Annotated in this window: 22 protein-coding genes; 19 read left to right on the top strand and 3 right to left on the bottom strand. The window is 42.2% G+C overall.

The features are described 5' to 3' along the window. Window positions 1–126: 126 nt before the first annotated feature. The 19 genes from tnpA to ACT170_RS09795 all read left to right on the top strand — a co-directional run bounded on the left by tnpA (window position 127) and on the right by ACT170_RS09795 (window position 17,510). The gene (tnpA, locus tag ACT170_RS09705; RefSeq protein WP_002891962.1) at window positions 127–600 is read left to right on the top strand and encodes an IS200/IS605 family transposase; all 474 of its coding nucleotides are present in this window, start codon (window positions 127–129) and stop codon (window positions 598–600) included. A gap of 585 nt (window positions 601–1,185) precedes the next feature. Beyond that, entirely contained in the window at window positions 1,186–1,464 is a 279-nt protein-coding gene (locus ACT170_RS09710; protein ID WP_048790367.1) for a chorismate mutase, read from the top strand. A 78-nt stretch (window positions 1,465–1,542) separates the two neighbouring features. Beyond that, complete coding sequence (gene trpE, locus ACT170_RS09715) at window positions 1,543–2,898, top strand: anthranilate synthase component I (protein ID WP_368404454.1); 1,356 nt, start codon at window positions 1,543–1,545, stop codon at window positions 2,896–2,898. After that, window positions 2,895–3,461, top strand: coding sequence for an aminodeoxychorismate/anthranilate synthase component II (locus tag ACT170_RS09720; RefSeq protein WP_013991050.1), 567 nt, complete (start codon window positions 2,895–2,897; stop codon window positions 3,459–3,461). Before trpE ends, ACT170_RS09720 begins: the two co-directional genes overlap by 4 nt. Before the next feature lie 89 nt (window positions 3,462–3,550). Next, window positions 3,551–4,555, top strand: a complete 1,005-nt coding sequence (gene trpD / locus ACT170_RS09725) for an anthranilate phosphoribosyltransferase (RefSeq protein WP_037604060.1) — start codon at window positions 3,551–3,553, stop codon at window positions 4,553–4,555. Next, entirely contained in the window at window positions 4,552–5,319 is a 768-nt protein-coding gene (gene trpC / locus ACT170_RS09730) for an indole-3-glycerol phosphate synthase TrpC (protein ID WP_022496113.1), read from the top strand. The genes trpD and trpC overlap by 4 nt, the downstream gene beginning before the upstream one ends. Beyond that, on the top strand, window positions 5,306–5,887 hold the full coding sequence (locus ACT170_RS09735; protein ID WP_037611884.1) for a phosphoribosylanthranilate isomerase: 582 nt from the start codon (window positions 5,306–5,308) through the stop codon (window positions 5,885–5,887). Before trpC ends, ACT170_RS09735 begins: the two co-directional genes overlap by 14 nt. Continuing rightward, window positions 5,884–7,092, top strand: coding sequence for a tryptophan synthase subunit beta (gene trpB, locus ACT170_RS09740; protein ID WP_037604058.1), 1,209 nt, complete (start codon window positions 5,884–5,886; stop codon window positions 7,090–7,092). The genes ACT170_RS09735 and trpB overlap by 4 nt, the downstream gene beginning before the upstream one ends. Before the next feature lie 3 nt (window positions 7,093–7,095). Beyond that, entirely contained in the window at window positions 7,096–7,878 is a 783-nt protein-coding gene (gene trpA, locus ACT170_RS09745; protein ID WP_070437788.1) for a tryptophan synthase subunit alpha, read from the top strand. Between the two features lie 161 nt (window positions 7,879–8,039). Then, on the top strand, window positions 8,040–8,177 hold the full coding sequence (locus tag ACT170_RS09750) for a YrhK family protein (protein WP_173018408.1): 138 nt from the start codon (window positions 8,040–8,042) through the stop codon (window positions 8,175–8,177). A 487-nt stretch (window positions 8,178–8,664) separates the two neighbouring features. After that, window positions 8,665–9,795: an MFS transporter gene (locus ACT170_RS09755; protein WP_230310999.1), complete on the top strand. Its 1,131-nt coding sequence runs from the start codon at window positions 8,665–8,667 to the stop codon at window positions 9,793–9,795. 167 nt (window positions 9,796–9,962) lie between these two features. Next, window positions 9,963–10,394 (top strand): CopY/TcrY family copper transport repressor, encoded by a 432-nt coding sequence (locus tag ACT170_RS09760; protein ID WP_004183215.1) that lies wholly within the window; start codon window positions 9,963–9,965, stop codon window positions 10,392–10,394. Window positions 10,395–10,397: 3 nt separating this feature from the next. Continuing rightward, window positions 10,398–12,626, top strand: coding sequence for a heavy metal translocating P-type ATPase (locus ACT170_RS09765; protein WP_444818263.1), 2,229 nt, complete (start codon window positions 10,398–10,400; stop codon window positions 12,624–12,626). An 80-nt stretch (window positions 12,627–12,706) separates the two neighbouring features. Next, window positions 12,707–12,910, top strand: a complete 204-nt coding sequence (copZ, locus tag ACT170_RS09770) for a copper chaperone CopZ (RefSeq protein ID WP_002884431.1) — start codon at window positions 12,707–12,709, stop codon at window positions 12,908–12,910. Window positions 12,911–13,048: 138 nt separating this feature from the next. Continuing rightward, window positions 13,049–14,095 carry a D-alanine--D-alanine ligase gene (locus ACT170_RS09775; RefSeq protein ID WP_179968994.1) on the top strand — a complete coding sequence of 349 codons (1,047 nt, stop codon included), beginning with the start codon at window positions 13,049–13,051 and terminating at the stop codon, window positions 14,093–14,095. 440 nt (window positions 14,096–14,535) lie between these two features. Then, window positions 14,536–15,216 (top strand): amino acid ABC transporter permease, encoded by a 681-nt coding sequence (locus tag ACT170_RS09780; RefSeq protein WP_444818264.1) that lies wholly within the window; start codon window positions 14,536–14,538, stop codon window positions 15,214–15,216. Further along, window positions 15,176–15,853, top strand: coding sequence for an amino acid ABC transporter permease (locus ACT170_RS09785; RefSeq protein WP_022496121.1), 678 nt, complete (start codon window positions 15,176–15,178; stop codon window positions 15,851–15,853). The genes ACT170_RS09780 and ACT170_RS09785 overlap by 41 nt, the downstream gene beginning before the upstream one ends. Before the next feature lies 1 nt (window position 15,854). Then, the gene (locus ACT170_RS09790) at window positions 15,855–16,613 is read left to right on the top strand and encodes an amino acid ABC transporter ATP-binding protein (protein WP_022496122.1); all 759 of its coding nucleotides are present in this window, start codon (window positions 15,855–15,857) and stop codon (window positions 16,611–16,613) included. Window positions 16,614–16,655: 42 nt separating this feature from the next. Beyond that, window positions 16,656–17,510, top strand: a complete 855-nt coding sequence (locus tag ACT170_RS09795) for a cysteine ABC transporter substrate-binding protein (RefSeq protein WP_002884332.1) — start codon at window positions 16,656–16,658, stop codon at window positions 17,508–17,510. A 117-nt stretch (window positions 17,511–17,627) separates the two neighbouring features. On the opposite strand, the gene ACT170_RS09800 is transcribed toward ACT170_RS09795, so the two are convergent. Genes ACT170_RS09800 through ACT170_RS09810 form a run of 3 tightly spaced genes read right to left on the bottom strand, consistent with a single transcriptional unit; the run spans window position 17,628 to window position 19,672 of the window. Then, window positions 17,628–18,311, bottom strand: a complete 684-nt coding sequence (locus ACT170_RS09800) for a hypothetical protein (RefSeq protein ID WP_022496123.1) — start codon at window positions 18,309–18,311, stop codon at window positions 17,628–17,630. Next, window positions 18,283–19,008 (bottom strand): hypothetical protein, encoded by a 726-nt coding sequence (locus tag ACT170_RS09805; RefSeq protein ID WP_444818265.1) that lies wholly within the window; start codon window positions 19,006–19,008, stop codon window positions 18,283–18,285. Before ACT170_RS09805 ends, ACT170_RS09800 begins: the two co-directional genes overlap by 29 nt. Further along, window positions 18,977–19,672 carry a hypothetical protein gene (locus ACT170_RS09810; RefSeq protein ID WP_148512909.1) on the bottom strand — a complete coding sequence of 232 codons (696 nt, stop codon included), beginning with the start codon at window positions 19,670–19,672 and terminating at the stop codon, window positions 18,977–18,979. The genes ACT170_RS09805 and ACT170_RS09810 overlap by 32 nt, the downstream gene beginning before the upstream one ends. Window position 19,673 lies beyond the last annotated feature (1 nt).

The following is a 19,673-nucleotide window of genomic DNA, read 5'->3' on the forward strand; positions in this document are numbered from 1 at the left end:
CGAAAACCACTAGCTGTGCTAGTGGTTCCGAAAAGCTTTTAGCGATGTATCAAAAAAGTCCCCCTAAAGTGTTATATTAGATAAGGTTTCCCGACCACTAACTAATATACAAAAGGAGGACCCCTGATGAGACAGGATAATAATAGTTTAGCACATACTACATGGAATTGTAAGTATCATATTGTTTTCGCCCCAAAATATAGACGTCAGATAATTTATGGGAAATACAAAGCAAGTATTGGTCAAATCTTACGGTTATTATGTGAAAGAAAAGGTGTTGAAATTCATGAAGCAGAAGCTTGCCCAGATCATATTCACATGTTAGTGAGTATACCACCGAAACTAAGTATTTCTTCATTTATGGGATATTTAAAGGGTAAAAGTAGCTTAATGATATTCGACCGACATGCTAATTTAAAGTATAAATATGGGAATCGCAAATTTTGGTGTCGAGGCTTTTATGTTGATACGGTTGGGCGAAATCAGAAGCGAATTGAAGAATATATTCGTAATCAATTACAAGAAGACGTGATAGCAGATCAGCTCAGTCTTTTTGAGGAATATGATCCGTTTACAGGTGAGAAGAATAAAAGAAAGTAATCTTAAAGAGACCCGCTAGACGGGTCAGCTAGCAAAGGTGGTGCTGAAGGGAAACCATTCGGTAGGCCTTTAGGCCTCGGCCGGTAGCAGAGGCTTTCAGCCGAAGAGCAAGCCACCCGTTCTCACGGGTGGTTTTGACTTTGTAAAGTGTGACGACAAGACTATCTCGCTCTCTGAATTAGGTATAGACGAATCTTATAAGGGAGGAATTGTCAAAATTAACAGAAAATTCTTGACATCTCTCTAAAAAGGAGTACAATAGTTAGTAAATCAGAAAGTAACTGGTCTTAGATTTTCAGGGAGCCTGCGGTGATTGTGAGTAGGTAATCGAGATGAGCGAACATTGGGCTGATTGGATGATAATGAGAAGGTAATACATATCCTTCTCGGTTGGCACCCCTTACCGTGCAACTCCTTGTTAGAGGAGATAGAGATGATGGTCGTTTTTTTGGAGACCATTAACTGAGGTGGTACCGTGTTAAACTAGATTTAATGCCCTCACAGAGTTTTTCTCTGTGAGGTTTTTTGTTTACTTTTATCTTTAAAGAAGTGTTATTTCATTATTCAATGAAAGGTTGGGTATTTATGGATGCATTAAGCGATATTCGAATGGACATTGATAATATTGACAGACAGTTGCTTCGACTATTGGCCCAACGTCAAATACTTGTGGAAAAGGCAGGACGGCTTAAACCCAAGGGAGACAAGGTTGCTGTCCAGGCTAGTGATCGTGTTGCTCGAGTGATAGCAAACCGTCGTAAGGAGGCACTAGAGCTTGGCTTATCTCCAGATGTGGCTGAAAGTGTTTGGAGAAGCATGATTAAAGCATTTATTGCTTTGGAAGAGAAAGTGAACAAAGAATAATATGGTGCCAATACATCCTATAAAGGAGCCTTGCATCAGTCTTATTACTCTCGATAAACCAGTTTGAAAGGAAATATTATGAGAAAAATTTTACCAGCCGATACCTTAACACCAATCTTGGCTTATATGCGTGTTCAGGGGGAACACAAGGTTATCCTTGAATCTATTCCTCGTGAGAAGGAAAATGCACGTTTTTCTATTGTTGCCTACAATCCGGTCTTTGAAGTAACCTTCAAGGATGGTGTTCTTTATGAAAATGGTAAGGCGATTGATCAAGATCCTTTCGAATACTTGGACCAAGTAACAGTCAAGGGCATCAAGTCTGACCTACCTTTCGCAGGTGGTGCTATCGGGTTTGCAGGCTATGACATGATTGGTCTCTATGAAAATATCGGTGAGATTCCAGAAGATACGATTGGGACACCTGATATGCATTTCTTCATCTATGAGTCTTATTTGATTTTTGACCATAAGAAGGAAAAGGTATATGTGGTTGAGGACAATATCTACTCTGGTCGTGACAACGATGCGGTGCGTCAAGCTCTTGGTCAGGTGGTAACCAATCTCCAGACTCAGGCACCAAACGAGTTTACACCTCAGGCCTTGCAAGCCTTGCAATTTTCAAATCATATCGAAAAAGAAGTCTTCATGGATATGGTGGGTAAGGCCAAGAAACTTATTCGTGAGGGAGATATGTTCCAATGTGTGCTTAGCCAACGTTTTTCAGCGGACTTTGAGGGAGATCCTTTAGATTACTACCGTAACTTGCGTGTGACCAACCCATCAAACTATCTTTATTTCTACGATTTTGGAGACTATCAGGTGATTGGTGCTAGTCCAGAGAGTTTGGTTTCAGTGAAGAATGGAGAGGTGGTAACCAATCCGATTGCTGGAACTCGCCCTCGTGGTGCCAATGAGGCTGAAGATGCTGCTTTGGCAGATGAACTCTCACATGATGTCAAAGAAACTGCGGAACACCGTATGTTGGTTGACTTGGGACGTAATGATATTGGTAAGATTGCTAAAAATGGTACAGTCAAGGTGACCAAGTATATGGAAGTTGAGTATTTCCGCTATGTGATGCACCTTACTAGTGTGGTTAAGGGGCAACTCTTGCTGGAATTGACAGCACTTGATGCACTTAAATCAACCCTACCAGCTGGAACCGTATCAGGAGCACCTAAGATTCGTGCCATGCGTCGTATCTATGAGCTTGAGCAGGAAAAACGTGGTATTTATGCGGGAGCTATTGGTTATCTGTCTGCGACAGGAGATATGGACTTTGCCATTGCCATCCGTACTATGATTCTCAAAAATCAAAAAGCCTATGTTCAAGCAGGTGCAGGTGTTGTTTACGATAGTGTTCCTGAAAATGAATTTTACGAAACGATTAACAAGGCGAAAGCTATGACAAGAATAGGAGATGCCCAATGATTTTATTAGTTGATAACTATGACTCTTTTACCTATAATTTGGCACAATACCTAGGGACATTTACAGAGGTAAAGGTCTTGCGTAACGATGATGAGACCCTCTATGAAGAGGCGGAAAAAGCTGATGGGCTTGTTTTTTCACCAGGTCCAGGTTGGCCGGCTGATGCGGGTAAAATGGAAGCCTTGATTAAGGATTTCGCTGGTAAAAAACCGATGATGGGGATTTGCTTGGGGCATCAGGCTATTGCGGAAACTTTTGGCGGTAAACTTGGCTTGGCTAAGAATGTCATGCATGGGAAACAAAGTAACATCACTTTTGAAACGCCATCACCTATTTTCAAGGATATCGACAATGATGTCCCAATCATGCGTTACCATTCTATTGTTGTTGACCAAATGCCAGAGGGCTTTGATGTGACAGCTATTACAACTGATGATCAAGAAATCATGGCCATTCAACATAAGGAGCTACCTATTTACGGTTTGCAATATCACCCAGAAAGTATCGGAAGTCCAGATGGGCTTAAGATGGTTGAAAATTTCGTAAAAATCGTTGCAGGCTAGTTGGATAGTCTTTGGACTAGATTTGTCTACGCTCAAAACCTCTCGCGTGCATCAGATAACATTGAACAGTTTTTTAAAGGAAAACAGATATGAAAGAAATATTCCTACAAATCTCAAACCGCCAAGACTTGTCTCAAGATCAAGTCCAAGCAGTCTTTGACCGTATTCTCAAAAATGAAGTCTCAGAAAGCCAAATCGCTGCCTTCCTTATGGGGCTTAAGACTAAGGGGGAAACAGCAGATGAAATCACAGGTATCGTGCGTGCCCTCAAATCACATGCGACTGCCTTGCCTGAGACTTTCACGGATGCTATGTGTAACTGTGGAACTGGTGGGGACCAGTCTTATAGCTTTAACATTTCGACTACTGTTTGCTTTGTCCTAGCAGCGGGTGGTATCCGTATGGCCAAGGCTGGTAACCGTTCGATTTCCTCTAAATCTGGTTCGGCAGACGTCCTTGAAGCCCTTGGAATCAACGTTGCGGCATCACCAGAAACCCTATCTAAAGCACTTGACGAGGTTGGTTTGGCCTTTATCTTTGCCCAAACCATGCACCCAGCTATGCGTTTTATCGGTCCAGCTCGCCAAGCTCTTGGGATTCCAACGATTATGAACTTGGTTGGGCCACTGGCTAATCCACTTGACCTTGAGACACAACTCATGGGGCTCTATCGTGTGGAATTGCAGGAGATTGTTGCTAATGCTATTCAACAGTTGGGACGTAAACGTGCGGTTATTATCACAGGTCCTGACAATATGGACGAAGCTGCCCTCTATGGCACTAACACCTACACCCTTTTGGAAGATGGTCACATCAGCCAGCACACTTTCACTTATGAAGATTTGGGTATGGAAAAGGTTGAGTTGTCTGACATCACAGGTGGCGATGCCAAGGAAAATGCAGAGATTCTCCTTAGTGTCTTGAAAAATGAAGCTAGTCCTTATCTTGAAACAACAGTGCTTAATGCAGGTCTAGGCTTCTTTGCCAATGGTAAGGTTGAGACTATTAAGGAAGGTGTTGAGCTTGCTCGTCAATTGATTGCGGACGGCTCAGCCCTAGAGAAACTTCGCCAACTCCAAGAGGTACAAGTATGAGTAAAGCCTTTCTCCCAACAATCTTAGAACAAAAAGAAAAAGAAGTGGCCCAGTTGGTCATGGAAGACTTGCAGCCCTTACGTCAGACCTATCGTCTTTATGATTTTCTCAAGTCAAATCAAAACAAGCTGCAAATTATTTCTGAAGTGAAAAAAGCTAGTCCAAGTATGGGTGATATTAACCTAGATGTGGATATTGTGGCTCAGGCCAAGACCTATGAAGAAAATGGTGCAGCCATGATTTCTGTTTTGACAGATGAGGTTTTCTTCAAGGGTGATATTTCCTATTTGAAAGAAATTTCGTCACAGGTGGCTATTCCAACCTTGGCTAAGGACTTCATTATTGATGAGAAACAGATTGTGCGTAGTCGTAATGCGGGTGCGACAGTCATTCTCTTGATTGTAGCCGCCTTGCCAGAGGCTCGCCTCAAGGAGCTCTACGATTTTGCGACAAGCCTTGGCTTGGAAGTCTTGGTTGAAACGCATAATCTGCCAGAATTGGAAGTTGCTCATCGTATTGGTGCTGAGATTATCGGCGTTAACAACCGTAATTTGGTCACTTTTGAGACAGATATCAACACCAGTCTTGAGTTATCAACGCATTTCAAGGACAAGCCTGTTTATATTTCTGAGTCGGCTATTTTTACAGGTCAGGATGCTGCCTTAATTGCCCCATATTTTAATGGGATTCTAGTAGGAACTGCCCTTATGACAGCTGAAAATGTGGCTGAAAAGGTCAAGGAGTTGCAAATTGACAAAGGTTAAAATTTGTGGACTATCGACACCAGAAGCAGTGGCAACTGCAGTTGAAGCAGGTGCTGACTACATTGGCTTTGTGTTCGCCAAGAGCAAGCGTCAAGTGAGTCTTGAACAAGCTCGCGAGCTGGCTAAAGGGGTGACTGGTCAGACAAAAATCGTTGGTGTCTTTGTTTCACCAAGTCTTGAGGAACTGGAAGAAGCAATTGGTCAGGTTCCCTTAGATATCGTTCAGATTCATGGAACTTTTGATGAAGACCTGATTCCAAAGATTTCAGTACCAGTTATTCGAGCTATTCAGATTTCAGATAGTGATTCTCAAGTCAAGAGCCAGGCGGATTATCTTCTCTTTGATGCTCCCATTGCTGGTAGCGGTCAGACTTTTGACTGGCAGCTTTTGGCTGATAAGCAGATTGAGCAGGATTATTTCATCGCTGGTGGCTTAACTGTGGACAATGTGGCAGAGGCCAAGGAGACTTTCCACCCCTATGCCTTAGATGTTTCCTCAGGTGTCGAGACAGATGGTCACAAAGATTTAGACAAGATTAAAGCATTTATAGAAAGAGTGAAAGCATGACATATCAACAACCTGATGCAAAAGGATTTTACGGAAAATTCGGTGGTCAGTTCGTTCCAGAAACGCTGATGACAGCCGTTATTGAATTGGACAAGGCCTATCGTGAAGCCAAGGAAGACCCAAGTTTCCAAGCGGAATTGGATGACCTCCTCAAAAACTATGTGGGACGTGAGACGCCACTTTACCACGCCAAACGTTTGACTGATCATATCGGTGGAGCGCAAATTTATCTTAAACGTGAGGACCTTAACCACACAGGTGCCCACAAGATTAACAATGCCCTTGGTCAAGTCTTGCTTGCCAAACGTATGGGCAAGAAGAAAATCATCGCCGAAACTGGTGCGGGTCAACACGGTGTTGCAACAGCAACAGCCGCAGCCCTTTTCGACATGGACTGTACAATCTATATGGGTGAAGAAGATGTTAAACGTCAGGCGCTTAACGTTTTCCGTATGGAATTGCTTGGTGCCAAGGTATTTAGCGTAACAGATGGTTCGCGCGTACTTAAGGACGCTGTAAATGCAGCCCTTCGTGCTTGGGTTGCAGGTATCGAGGATACGCACTACATCATGGGTTCTGCCCTTGGTCCTGCACCATTCCCAGAAATTGTTCGTGACTTCCAATCTGTCATCGGTCGTGAGGCCAAGCGCCAATATGCAGAGATTTCTGGCGGTAAATTGCCTGATGCTGTAATGGCTTGTATCGGTGGTGGTTCAAATGCTATCGGTATGTTCTACCCATTTGTTAATGATAAATCAGTAGCCATGTATGGTGCTGAGGCTTCTGGTTTGGGGCTTGATACTGAAAAACATGCCGCAACCTTTGCCAAAGGCCGTCCAGGTATTCTTCACGGAGCGCTTATGGATGTTCTCCAAGATGCTCATGGTCAAATCATGGAAGCCTTCTCTATCTCAGCTGGTCTGGACTACCCAGGGGTTGGTCCTGAGCACTCTTATTTCAACGAAATTGGACGTGCGACTTACGACTCTATCACAGATGAAGAAGCTCTCGAAGGCTTCAAACTTCTGTCACGTTTAGAAGGTATTATCCCTGCCCTTGAGTCTAGCCATGCCATTGCGCTTGCGCAAAAAGTGGCAGCTAAGATGTCGCCAGACCAAAGCCTCATTGTCTGCCTCTCAGGTCGTGGGGACAAGGACGTTATGCAGGTTAAAGAACGTTTCGAAGCTGAAGCAGAAGGGAAATAAACCATGACAAAAACACTAACAAAACACCTACAAGCTATCAAAGACAGTAAACGCGGTATTTTCGTACCTTATATCATGGCTGGTGACCACGCTAAAGGTCTAGACGGGCTCTTTGAGACTATCGCTCTCTTGGAAAATAGTGGTGTCTCAGCTATTGAGGTGGGTATTCCATGGTCAGACCCTGTGGCCGATGGTCCCGTTATTGAACTAGCAGGACAGCGTAGTTTGGCTAAAGATGTGACTTTGACCGCTATTATCAAGAAGCTTCAGGAACAAAAAACGCAGGTTCCTTTGGTTATCATGACCTACATCAACCCAGTTTATCAATATGGTATTGAAGCCTTTGTTAAGGACTTGGCAGAGACATCTGTCAAGGGGCTCATTATTCCTGATTTGCCAGATGAACACGCTGACTTTATTACCCCATATTTGAAAGACAGTGATATTGCTCTCGTGCCTTTGGTAAGCTTGACTACAGGTATTGACCGTCAGAAACAGTTGATTGATGGAGCAGAAGGTTTTATCTACGCCGTTGCCATCAATGGTGTTACTGGTAAGACTGGTAATTACCGTGATGACCTTGACAAACACTTGGCTAACTTGACTGCCCATGCTGATATTCCAGTGCTTACAGGTTTTGGTGTATCAACAGAGGAAGACATCAAACGTTTTAACGCTGTGTCAGACGGTGTTATCGTGGGATCAAAAATTGTCCGTGACCTCCACGACGGTAAGGAAGAAGAAGTCGCTGAATTTGTTACATTCGGTTCACACTTTGAAAAATAGCAGATGCTACTCTCCAGAAATGGGGAGTATTTTTTATCAAATCATTCTTTGGGACAATTTGATTTTCTTAGTTATCAAGCTTATAATATGGGTGGATTGTAGCGAATTAAATATATCTCTTGTTTTTATTTTCATCTTACTTATAGAAAGAAGGTAGACACATGAAAGTATCATTGAGGGTAATACTAGGGGTCTGTTTCTTAATAGGAGCCTTACTATTCTTCTATCGGGGAGAGAATCATTATGCACTGATTTTCCTTTTGGTTGGTGCCTTGTATTTCTACAAGGGCTTGAGTTGAGAGTTAAGCTCGTAATCAGCTTTTGTATATCTCGTATCGAATGAATAAGCCTTTTTAGTGACATAAATGTCACTATTTTTTTCTTTTCGAAAACTATAGAATGATTTTATAGTTTATTTAGAGCTAAAAAAGTAAGGAAGAGAAGGTATCTCTGAACATGATTGATTATATTTCTTCATTCTTTGTATCACACAAGAAAGCTCTAGCAATACTCTTTATGATTATTTGTTTGGCTGTTATTTACCCTGATATGTTTAAATTTTTGTATGTTGAAGGCAGGGATTTTGGACGTAGCCTCGTTAACTCAGTCTTATCTTAGTAAAGTGTGGCACCTCTTAGGAGGTGTTTTTCTAATGCGTTGGTCAAGTTGTCAGTGCTTATTGAAGGCTAGTATGTTCAGTGTTACAATAAGGACAATGAAAAAGAAAAGGTTTAGAAATCGCTAATGTTTAACAACAATTCCAGAATTATTTTCCTAAATAGGTTTTTGTCACTGATTATCGAGTATGGCTATGCGATAGCACTGAGCATTATCTTTTCTAAAATCTCGGTGGACTATGTCTTAGGGCTGTGGATTGCCAAATTCTTAGGAGGGATTCTTGCCAATGTGGGACATCAATTTGTAGGAAAAATCACAAATAAAAAATATGTTTTGATTGGTATTGAGTTGCTTAAGGCAGTTTGTTTGGCTTTGATCTATCTTGCCATGGGCAGTATTTTTGTATTTGCTTTGGTGGTTCTGACTGAAGTGCTGACAACCTACTTTAACAGTTTGTTGTCCTCAGCGGTGCCTGTGATTGTTAAAAAAGCCAACTTGCAAAAGTTTAACAGTACCTATACCATGATTGGGTCAGCTTCCTATTTCTTAGCACCTATGATAGTTGGTCTTTGGGGAAGCCTTGATTTAGGGAGCCTGTTTTTGGTCTATAGTGTGCTAACTCTACTTGCAACCCTCTTATTGTTTAAACTGGGACCAATCATTTTTGACCGTGAGAATGAATCAGAAGAGGAGGTTTCTTCCAGTCAAGGTATTTCTATTTTTGGAAGGCAGAGTGTCGTCCTTAAGATGGTTATGATGACTATACTCTTACAGTCAGTGGGTGTCTTATATGATGCTTATGAAGTTATCTTCCTGACCAAAGATGTCGGTATTTCTAGTCAGGCCTATTCTTTCTCTCTGTCCTTCTTGGCCATTGCCTTTCTAGCAACGAGTTCAATTCTATCTTTCAAAAGTCTCACTAAATACTCCCCTATGACCGTTTACTTGTTAGGCTCTCTTGTCTATTTGGGTTATGTTGTCGTCTTTCCATTCGTACCTAATCTACCGACTGTTTTGCTTAGCTATATCTTTTTAGCAGTTGGCCAAACGATATCTGGAATCTCGCAAAATGTTTACCTGCAGGAGAAGTTGAATCCTCTACAGCTCAACAATCTTTATTTGAAAATCGAAGTCTTGAATCAGGTTTTGACAGGGATTGTTGTATTTGTTAGTGGTATGCTTATCAAGAGAGGTCTGCAGGTCACTACGATTTATTTAGGATACAGTCTTCCAGTCATTATACTCGTTTTGGGAATAATGCTTATGACTAAACTGTATCAGAAAAATCCAAAGGCATAATTTTTTGCCTAAGATAATGAAAGTCTTCCAAGGTCCTTGAAGTGATCTTGGAATTTTTAAACAAAATAAATCTACAAATGTAAACAAAACCCTTGACACGTTTTCATGATAGCGTTAAAATAAATCTACAAACGTAAACGAACAACAACATTCAGAAAGGAGCTATCATGCTGACAATTTCATCTGCGGAATGGGAAGTCATGCGAGTGCTCTGGGCTAAGGGGCAGGCGACTTCTTCAGAGATTATAGCGATTCTAGCTAAGAAGCTAGACTGGTCGGCTTCGACAGTTAAGACCTTGCTTGGACGTTTGGCGGACAAGGGTTACCTAACTAGTCAGCGTCAAGGACGAGGCTTTATCTATCAAGCTAGCTTGGGGGAAGATGAAGCGAATTTTCAAGCTTTAGAGGCTGTTTTTGATAAGATTTGCCTGACCAAACACAGCGACTTGTTGGGTCAACTCATCGAGAAGACGCCGATGACTCAAGCTGATGTGGATAAGCTGCAGGCCTTGCTTCTAGCAAAAGAACCTGTGGATCAGGTGGTGTGTGACTGTGTGCCTGGCCAATGTGCTTGTGGGCATCATATGGAGGTGATATAGGAAATGGCAAAAGAAACCTTTGTGGTTAATGGGATGACCTGTGCATCCTGTGTAGCCAACGTTGAAAATGCTGTTAATAAGTTGGATGGTGTGGACAAGGCTGTGGTTAACCTAACCACCGAAAAAATGTCTGTGGATTATGCTGGGGATAAGGTCAGTCCAGAAGCTATTGAAAAGGCTGTGGCTGACGCTGGTTATGAAGCCGAAGTCTACAATCCAGATACAGCCAAAAGTCAGGAAGAACGTGAAGAAGACAAGATTCACAAGGTGCGTGAGCGTCTCATTTGGTCATCAGTCTTCACCATTCCTCTCTTTTATCTAGCTATGGGGCCAATGGTCGGTCTACCTGTGCCAAACTTCTTGTCTCCTCATCATGCAGCTTTGACTTATGCCTTGGTGCTACTAGTTTTGACAGTGCCCGTCATGTGGTTGGGCCGTTCTTTCTATAGTAATGGTTTTCGTACCTTGCTCAAAGGTCACCCAAACATGGATGCCTTGGTAGCCTTGGCAACGTCGGCAGCCTTTCTTTATAGTCTCTATGGTACTTACCACATTTCATTGGGGCATGCACATCACGCCCACCAACTTTATTTTGAGTCAGTGGCTGTTATCTTGACCCTGATTACTCTAGGTAAGTACTTTGAAACCCTCTCTAAGGGTCGAACTTCAGAAGCTATCAAGAAACTCATGCACTTGTCAGCCAAGGAAGCAACTGTCCTTCGTGATGGTAAGGAAGTCAAGCTTCCTGTGGATAAGGTTGTTCTTGGTGACCATATTGTGGTCAAACCTGGGGAAAAGATAGCCGTGGATGGGCGAGTGATTTCTGGTAGCTCTGCCATTGATGAGAGTATGCTTACAGGTGAGTCACTGCCTATTGAAAAATCAGCTGGTAAACCAGTATTTGCAGGTTCTATTAATGGTCAAGGTAGTCTGATTTATGAGGCGGAAAAGATTGGTAAGGACACCTTGCTTTCCCAAATCATCAAATTGGTTGAGGATGCCCAACAAACTAAGGCACCGATTGCTAAGATTGCTGATCAGGTGTCAGCGGTCTTTGTTCCCGTTGTTATGGCTATTGCTCTTGTATCTGGCCTCTTCTGGTACTTTGTCATGGGACAAACCTTTACATTCGCTATGACAGTAGCAGTTAGCGTCTTGGTTATTGCTTGTCCATGTGCTTTGGGACTTGCGACACCGACAGCCATCATGGTTGGTACAGGGCTTGGTGCAGAACACGGTATTCTCTACAAGCGTGGGGATGTGCTCGAGTTAGCTCACAAGGCTGATGTCCTCGTTTTTGACAAGACAGGAACCATTACTCAGGGTAAACCTCAGCTCGTTTCTAGCTATACTTATGGAGATAGCGGAGTAGCCTTGCAGCTTTTGGCATCCTTGGAAGCCAAGTCTGAACACCCTTTGGGTCAAGCCATCCTTGTGGCAGCAGAAAATGCTAACTTGGACTTGTTAGAGATGGACAATTTCTCAAGTTTGACTGGACGAGGACTAACTGCAAGCTATGCAGGAAAAACTTATCTAGCTGGGAATCAAACCCTTATGGCTGATGAAAAAGTCGACTTGACTTCAGCACAAGCTGATTTCCAAAGCTTGACAGCCGATGGTCAGACACCGATTTTCTTGGCTGAAGATGGCAAGTTAATCGGACTCTTCGGTGTAGCCGATCAGGTTAAAGCAGACAGTGCAGATATGGTGGCAGCTCTTCATCAAATGGGCAAGGAAGTCATCATGTTGACTGGGGATAATGACCAAACAGCTCAAGCTATTGCCCAAAAGGTTGGTATCAAACGTGTCATCAGTCAAGTGCTTCCGCAAGAAAAATCTAGAGTGATTAGTGACCTGCAAGCAGAAGGAAAATCAGTCATTATGGTTGGTGATGGTATCAATGATGCCCCAGCCCTTGCGACTGCTGATATCGGTATTGCCATGGGTTCAGGGACAGATATTGCCATGGAAAGTGCCGATATGGTCCTTATGAAACCAAATCTCATGGATGTCGTTAAGGCTCTGAAAATCAGTCAAGCAACTATCACAACGATTAAAGAGAACCTCTTCTGGGCCTTTATCTACAATATCCTGTCTGTCCCAGTGGCCATGGGTGTCCTCCACCTCTTTGGTGGTCCGCTTCTTGACCCAATGATAGCAGGACTGGCCATGAGCTTTAGCTCTGTCTCCGTCGTTCCCAATGCTCTGCGACTCAAACGCCGCAAAGTCTAAGTGTCAGTTACTTATAACTCCCGCCACTTAAGCTAAGCTGTGTATCAAAAAAAACAATTAAAGAAAAGGAAGAAAGAAAAATGACAAAAACATATAAGATTACAGGAATGAAATGCCAAGGTTGTGTCAACACCGTTACCGAAAAACTCTCTGCTGTCAAAGGCGTAGACAAGGTTCAAGTTGACCTCGAAAACAAACAAGTCACTATCGAAGGGAAACCATGGAAGTGGTCTCTCAAACGTGCCCTCAAAGGTACTAAGTTCGAACTTGGTGACGAAATTTAAGACAGGAATGAAACAGCTCTTAGGCTGTTTTTTTCTGCCTATAATCTTTTTGAAAATCCCTTCCTTTTGTGATATGATTAAGGTAATTATGTTCTCAAAATTGAGAATAGAAAATCAAGAAAAGAAAACGGTATACCTATGTCTAAACAAACCCTTATCCTTCTCTACGGTGGACGTTCAGCAGAACGTGAAGTGTCTGTGCTCTCAGCTGAGAGCGTTATGCGTGCGGTGGATTACAGCGCATTTGAGGTTAAAACCTACTTTATCACTCAGTCTGGTGATTTTATCAAAACACAAGAATTTACAGAAACACCAGGTGATGACGAGAAGCTTATGACTAATGACACAGTTGTGGCTAGTCAGGCTATCAAACCAAGCGATTTTTATGAAGAAGGCGCTGTGGTATTCCCGGTTCTTCATGGTCCTATGGGTGAGGATGGTTCTATCCAAGGTTTCCTCGAAACCCTCAAGTTGCCATACGTGGGTACCAATGTTCTTTCATCAAGTGTGGCTATGGACAAGATTATGACCAAGCACATTCTTGAAGTTGCTGGTGTGCCTCAGGTTGCCTACACAGTCTTCATCGAGGGTGAAGATTTGGAAGTAGCAGTAGCAGAGACGCTTGAAAAATTGACCTTCCCAGTGTTCGTCAAACCTGCTAACATGGGGTCATCTGTTGGGATTTCTAAAGCTGAAAATGAAGCAGAGCTTCGTGCAGCGATTGATCTGGCTCTCAAATATGATAGCCGTATCTTGATCGAGCAAGGTGTGGTTGCTCGTGAAATCGAGGTTGGTATCCTTGGCAATACGACTGTCAAGACGACAGATCCAGGTGAAGTAGTTAAAGACGTGGCTTTCTATGATTACCAAGCCAAGTACATTGACAATAAAATCACCATGGACATCCCAGCTCACGTGCCTGCAGAAGTCATGACGCAAATGCGTGCCTATGCGGCCAAGGCCTTCCGTGCCCTCGGTGGTTGCGGTCTTGCCCGCTGTGATTTCTTCCTGACAGAGGATGGAGCCATCTACCTTAACGAGCTCAACACTATGCCAGGTTTCACCCAATGGTCTATGTACCCACTTCTTTGGGAAAATATGGGACTTTCTTACTCAGACCTTATCAAGGAATTGGTAGCCTTGGGACAAGAAATGTTCGACAAACGTGAAAGCCATTTGATTTAAGAAATATGATTTAGAAAACAGACATCTTAGTCTCGGAGAAATTTCTGAGACTGAGGTGTTTTTTCTTTACAGAAATCCAGATTTTATTTATATCTTTTCTTTATCACCTCGATAAAAAATACATATTATCCAAATAATCTAACAGGTGGTAGAATAAATCTAACGTTTCAAATGAAATAAAGCAATTCGTTCGTGTTTGATGAAGATTTGCGTATCGCGATGATTATCAGAGGCGAGTGAAGGTCAAAGGGCTAGAAGTAGATGGCAGTCAGCAAGTGTTGACGAAATTTTACACGCCCTTTGTATCTTGTAGAATTGAACATAGGCTAAATTCCTAGAACAAAAGATAGACTTCCTAGTGTGCCAGCACACGTCGTCAGTTTCCTATTTGTTTTACGGAATTTTACACGCCTTTTGTATCTTAAATGAGGAGGTAAGTTTTGGACTGGTCCATTGTTCAACAGTATTTGCCCTTTTATCAGAAGGCATTCTTTTTAACTTTACATATTGCCGTTCTGGGGATTCTTGGTTCCTTCCTTTTGGGCTTGGTGGTGAGTGTTATTCGTCATTACCGAGTGCCGATTTTGAGTCAGCTTTCGACGGCTTATATTGAGTTATCTCGTAATACGCCGCTCTTGATTCAGCTTTTCTTTCTCTACTTTGGCTTGCCTCGTATAGGTTTGGTTCTATCGTCAGAGGCTTGTGCTGTGGTAGGTTTGATTTTCTTGGGTGGTTCCTACATGGCGGAGTCCTTCCGAAGTGGCCTAGAGGCTGTTAGTGAGACCCAGCATGAAGTGGGGTTGTCTATTGGTTTGACGCCATTCCAAGTCTTTCGCTATGTGGTCCTTCCTCAGGCAGTGGCTGTGTCGCTTCCGTCATTTAGTGCTAACGTCATCTTCCTTATCAAGGAAACGTCAGTATTCTCAGCGGTAGCCTTGGCGGATTTGATGTATGTGGCCAAGGATTTGATTGGTCTTTACTACGAAACCGATGTAGCTCTAGGTATGTTGGTGGTGGCTTATCTCTTGATGTTGCTGCCGATTTCTCTAGTCTTTAGTTGGATTGAAAGGAGGTTACGCTATGCAGGATTCGGGCTTTCAGGTTCTTCTTCAGGGGAATAATTTCCTACGTATCTTACAAGGTTTAGGCGTAACTATTGGAATTTCCATCGTCTCGGTTCTTCTGTCCCTTTTACTAGGAACACTTTTTGGGATTGTCATGACTTCGAAGTCTAAGATTATTCGTTTCTTGTCACGTATTTATCTGGAATTTATTCGTATCATGCCCCAGTTGGTCTTGCTCTTTATTGTTTATTTTGGTCTGGCTAGGAACTTTAACATCAATATCTCAGGCGAGCTATCGGCTATTATCGTCTTTACCCTTTGGGGAACGGCTGAGATGGGTGATTTGGTGCGTGGGTCAATCACGTCGCTACCTAGACACCAGTTTGAGAGCGGAAGGGCCCTTGGCTTGACCAATGGGCAACTCTATACCTATGTGATTATTCCACAAGTCTTGCGTCGCTTGTTGCCTCAGGCTATTAACCTGGTGACACGGATGATTAAGACGACGTCCTTGGTGGTTTTGATTGGCGTGGTTGAGGTGACCAAGGTTGGTCAGCAGATTATCGACAGTAACCGCCTGACTATTCCAACAGCTTCTTTCTGGATTTATGGCACGATTTTGATTCTTTATTTTGCCATTTGTTACCCAGTATCTAAGCTGTCTACTTATCTTGAAAATCGTTGGAGGAATTAAGATGACAGAAAGCATTTTACAAATCAAGGATTTGAAAAAGTCCTTTGGGGACAATGAGATTCTCAAAGGCATCTCCTTGGATGTTAAACAAGGTGAAGTCGTTGTTATCCTGGGTTCCTCAGGTTGTGGGAAATCGACCTTGCTACGTTGCATCAATGGCTTGGAGACGATTCAAGGAGGCGACATTCTCCTTGATGGCAAGTCTATCACTGGCAGTAAGAAGGATTTCCACTTGATTCGCCAGAAAATCGGAATGGTCTTTCAAAGTTATGACCTCTTTCCACACTTGGACATCCTGCAAAATCTGATTTTGGGGCCGGTCAAAGCTCAAGGGCGTAATAAGGAAGAAGTCATTGCGGAGGCTGAGAAACTTTTGAATCGTGTGGGACTTCTGGACAAGAAGCATAGCTTCGCACGACAACTGTCAGGTGGTCAAAAGCAGCGTGTGGCCATTGTTCGTTCCCTGCTCATGCATCCTGAAGTTATCCTCTTTGACGAGGTGACGGCTTCGCTTGACCCTGAGATGGTTCGTGAGGTTCTGGAATTGATTAACGACCTCGCTCAAGAAGGACGGACCATGTTGATCGTGACCCATGAGCTTCAGTTTGCGCGTGCTATCGCTGACCGTATTATCTTTATGGATAAGGGAGTCATCGCTGAGGAAGGTACTGCTGAAGAATTCTTCAATCATCCAAAGACACAGCGAGCTCAAGAGTTCCTCAATGTCTTTGACTTCAGTAAGTTTGGTGCCTATTTGTAACCCATTGTTTTTAGTGAAAATATAATATTTTAGGAGATATTTATGAAATTAACAAAGAAAATTTTTGCCCTATTAGCCCTCGTCTTTGCCTTGGTGGCAGTGACTGCTTGCTCAAGTAACAGTAGCTCTGGTAAATCAACAGCCAAAGCACGTACCATCGAAGAAATTAAGAAGAGTGGTGAACTCCGTATCGCCGTCTTTGCGGACAAGAAACCTTTCGGTTATGTAGATAACAAGGGTGCTTACCAAGGTTACGATATTGAACTTGGGAACCGTTTGGCCAAAGATTTGGGTGTTAAACCTAAATACGTCTCAGTAGATGCGGCCAACCGTGCAGAATTCTTGATTTCAAATAAGGTAGATATTACCCTTGCCAACTTTACAGTAACTGATGAACGTAAGAAACAAGTGGACTTCGCCCTTCCTTACATGAAAGTCTCAATCGGTGTGGTGTCACCTAAAGACAAGGTCATTAAGGACGTTAAAGAGCTTGAAGGTAAGACTTTGATTGTTACTAAGGGAACAACTGCTGAAACTTACTTTGAAAAGAACTACCCAAATATCAAATTGCAAAAGTATGACCAATATAGCGATGCTTACCAAGCCCTCCTTGATGGTCGTGGCGATGCCTTCTCAACTGATAATACAGAAGTTCTTGCTTGGGCTCTAGAAAATAAAGGTTATGAAGTAGGAATCACATCACTTGGTAACCCAGATACCATTGCCCCAGCCGTTCAAAAAGGTAACAAAGAACTCCTTGACTTTATCAATAAAGACATTAAGAAACTTGGTAAAGAGAATTTCTTCCACAAAGATTATGAAAAAACACTTCGTCCAACTTACGGTGATGCAGCTAAAGCTGATGACCTCGTGGTTGAAGGTGGCGAAGTGAAATAAGACTGACAGCCTTCGTAAGAGGCGAGTCTTGCTTAATAAGAATAAAAACCCACCCCGTGGCTATTTAGCTTAGCTAGAAGCAGGGATGGTTTTTCTTGTTTTAGGGTGATTTTTTTCTCACTTTTTGCTTTTTATGTTTCTCCAACAAATGACAATACATGACAAGAAAAGGGCTCCCATCATTCCCCAAAAAAGAAATGGTTCAATATAATCAAAAAAAGTTTTGCGTTCACCATAGACCGAGGTAGAGCCATCTTTCCAAGTAATGGTTTTGTCCCTATCATCAATCCTTTTGTAGGACTCACCATTATAAGTCAAATAATGATCCTTCCGTACATACATATTCAAATAGTTATGGCCGTTCTTTGTGGGAAGGTCTGAGAACAGACTTTCCTTGGCGTAAACTTCAATGTAGATGGTTCCATCTTTAAGACCTTTAATTTTCTGAGTTCGAGCATTTTTGATAAGGAGTTTTCCATCTTGTATAATTTCCCAATCGTACTTACGACTTTTTCCTCCTTCGTTATAGGAAATAGCAAGCTTGTGATTTTCAGACTGCCATAGCCCGTAGATACTATTTTCACTGATACCATCATAAAAGCATCTAAGATAGATGGTGACTATAGGTACCATGAATAGAAAACAAATCCTCAAAATCTTGACTAAACGGTCTTTGAATTTACCCCAACGTGCTCGCCATCCAGTTTTGTACTTTTGTGTTCTTCGATATTCATTTTGTGAATGATCTTTTCTATCAATTTCCTGTTGATCACTATATTTTTTCTTTATTTGATGCCTCATTTAACCTATTTTTCCTTTTTAGATTTCTTTTTATTCGCCAATCGACAAAAATGGCATACAAAATCATAGAACCAATAATTCCAAATACGATATAAGGTTTCAGACGATCAAACAAGGTTATTCGTTGACCATAAAGGGATTTTGAACCATCGTTCCAGGTAATACTCTTGTTTTCATCATCAACCCGTTTGTAGGATTCGCCATCATAGGTCAAGTAATTGTCTTTACGGACATACATATTCAAATAGTTGTAGCCGTTCTTTGTGGGAAGGTCTGAAAACAGACTTTCCTCAGCGTAAACTTCAATATAGAGGGTGCCATCCTTGAAGCGTTTAATATCATCAACGCGTGCATCTTTAATAAGGACATTTCCATCTTGAACAATATCCCAATCACGCTTACTTCCCTTTGAACCATCTTCATATGATATGGCAAGCTGATGATTTTCAGATTGCCACAGACCATAGATACTGTCTTTATATACGTTATGATCAAAGAAAATAACATAGATAATGAATATAGGTAAGATGATTAGGAAACCTATCCCCAAAATGTTAGCTAAACGGTCTGTAAATTTATCCCAGCGTGCTCGCCATCCCGTTTTACATTTTTGTTCTTTTCGATATGCTTTTCGTGACTGATACTTTCGATTGAGTTTCTTTCGGTCAGCGTATTTTCTGTTTGTTTGGTGTCTCATTGAGTTTTTCTTTCCTCTTTTGCCGAGCCTCTAAAATAACAAGAAAGAAGCCCAGTCCCAGAATTCCACGATAGATAGTTTGAACAATTGTAGATAGGTTGGTTTTCCGTTCACCATAAGGGCTGGTAGAACCATCTTTCCAAGTAATAGTCTTGTTTCCAGAATTGATACGCTTGTAGGACTCACCGTCATAGGTAAGATAATTATTTTTGCGAAGATAGAAATCCATATAGCTGAAGCCGTCCTTGGTGGGGAGGTCTGTCAGGTAGCCTTCCACAGTGTAGAGCTCCATGTGAAGAGTCCCGTCATTAAGACGCTTGATCGGGCGAGTTCTAGCAGCATAGATAATATATTTACCATCCTGTACGACTTGCCAGTCGATATTTCCTCGTTTCCGAATATGCTTATAGGAAATCGCTAACTTATGATGATTAGACTGCCAGAGACCATATATGTTATCTTCATTGACTGTATAATGATCATAATAATAAAATCCACCATAAAGCAGTGCTAGTAGCACTAAGATAATCAATTCAGATGTTGGCTCTAGTGGGATTATCTTTCTCCAATCAAACCGCCATCCTTTAGGTTCCTCAATACTTTGGCAGTCGCTATTTATATTTTCCTCTCCTTTAGAGAGAGTGATTAATTTTTTCTTTGTCATG

Origin of the sequence: Streptococcus sp. cx1 (assembly GCF_052384325.1) — a bacterium.
Taxonomy (GTDB): Bacteria; Bacillota; Bacilli; order Lactobacillales; family Streptococcaceae; genus Streptococcus; species Streptococcus salivarius_G.